1 protein-coding gene and 1 pseudogene are annotated in these 1,759 nt (G+C 58.3%); both read left to right on the top strand.

All coding sequences use genetic code 11. The annotated features are described in order from the left end of the window. Positions 1-231: pseudogene (locus H6F43_RS04325) on the top strand (hypothetical protein); the annotation flags it as partial. Positions 232-282: 51 nt separating this feature from the next. Further along, positions 283-1,611 carry a M28 family peptidase gene (locus tag H6F43_RS04330; RefSeq protein ID WP_347272368.1) on the top strand — a complete coding sequence of 443 codons (1,329 nt, stop codon included), beginning with the start codon at positions 283-285 and terminating at the stop codon, positions 1,609-1,611. Positions 1,612-1,759 lie beyond the last annotated feature (148 nt).

Here is a 1,759-nt window from a genome sequence, read left to right on the forward strand (position 1 = left end):
GCGCTGCAAGATGGAGTAGCCGATTCTCCAACCCGCTCACTACCGCGCAACCCCACCCGCCTGGATCAAGCCAGTCGGAAACTTCAACGGCGACTGCTGACCCTGCTCCATGACGATCGTCAAGCCGCAGACCGACTGCTGGCGCAAGTCAAGCTGAGGCATCCCGATCGCTCAACGGATTGGTGTGTGGAGAAAGTGATTTATGACTTAGAGCGCGATCGCCGCTATTAGCCGTTCGCGGTTCAGCCCAGTCAGGTCCACCTACTAAACGTCCTAAACACGGTGAAAACGAGTCACACTACCCAGGGGGCGATCGGATCGCCGCCATTTCTGAAACGTCTGATTGCCAGCCTTGGAGTCTTGAGCCTGGGACTGGCTGGCTGTGCCCAACCGCGCGACTTGTCTGTGCAAGCCCAGCAGCCAGTCCCCGTACAGCCCCAGCCACAGGCAGAGCGTAATTCTTTAGCGACGCTGCGCGATCGTGCCAGTGCCGATGTGGATGCGCTCGTTAAGCTGGGTCCGCGTGTGGCGGGAACTCCAGCCATGGAGCAGGCAAGCGCCTATCTGCTAGAGGAATATCGCAAGGCGGGCTACGTCGCAGACATTCAGACCTTTACCTACTCTAAGTTTGAGGACCGGGGGTCCAGCGTCAGCGTGGGGGGCACGACGCTGCAAGGGCGCGCCCTCAGACGGACCGCTGCCGGAACTCCGACGGCGCGGCTGGTTGCGGTACCTAACGTGGGCGATCGAGACGATTTTGCGGCAGCGAATGTCAAGGGCGCGATCGCGATCGTCCGCCGCGGCACCCTTCCGTTTGCCGAAAAGGTTCGCAATGCGGCAGCAGCGGGAGCTGTGGGGCTGTTGATCGTCAACAATGAATCGGGCAATTTTTCTGGCACGCTGACGCAGGATGCCTCGATTCCAGTGCTGGCACTCTCGCGAGAGCAGGGACAGCCGCTCTTGGAGCGATCGCAGCGGGAACGCCTGACTGCCAAACTGACCGTGAACGCAGGGCAGCGAACGGTGACTGGGCGAAACGTGGTTGCCCACCTGCCCGGAGTCACGCAGCCTCAAGTGCTGCTGGGAGGGCATTATGATTCCGTTCTGGGATCCCCTGGCGCAAACGATAATGCGTCGGGAACAGCGACGGTGCTGTCGATCGCGCGTCAACTGTCTACAACTCCGTTGGGGCGTCAAACCTGGTTTGTTGCCTTTGATGGAGAAGAGGACGGTCTGCACGGCTCAAAAGCGTTTGTCAACGCAGCAGGTCCTCAGTTCTTGAAAGGACTCAAGGGCATGCTGAATTTCGACATGGTTGGCGTGAATAACTCGCTGCTAATTAGCGGTACGCCGTCGTTGGCGAAGCAAGTGCAGATTGAAAACGCCAAGATTGCACCGCTTGGCAGCGACTACGGCAGCGATCACGCCTCGTTTGCGGCAGCGGGAGTTCCGGTGCTGTTCTTTTATCGCGGCATGGAGCCGAATTACCACAAGCCGAGCGATCGCCAAATCAATCCCACTTTACTCACTGAAACCGCGCAAGCTGCTCTGAAAATGCTGCCCCAGTTGGTTTCATCCAACGCAACTGGGGGGAGTGGGAATCGCCAGTAGTGCTTAGCTCAAATCAAGGGGCTGAATCAGGGCTGGAACCACGCGCAGCCAGTAGATAGCTAATCGCTAATCGTGCAAGTTCGCCGCGATTAGCCATCTTCACGTTGTTCGTGTCGCCCTACTTATCCAAGCTGTCATTCAATCTAAA

This window comes from Leptolyngbya sp. FACHB-36, from assembly GCF_014695955.1.
GTDB lineage: Bacteria > Cyanobacteriota > Cyanobacteriia > Leptolyngbyales > Leptolyngbyaceae > FACHB-36.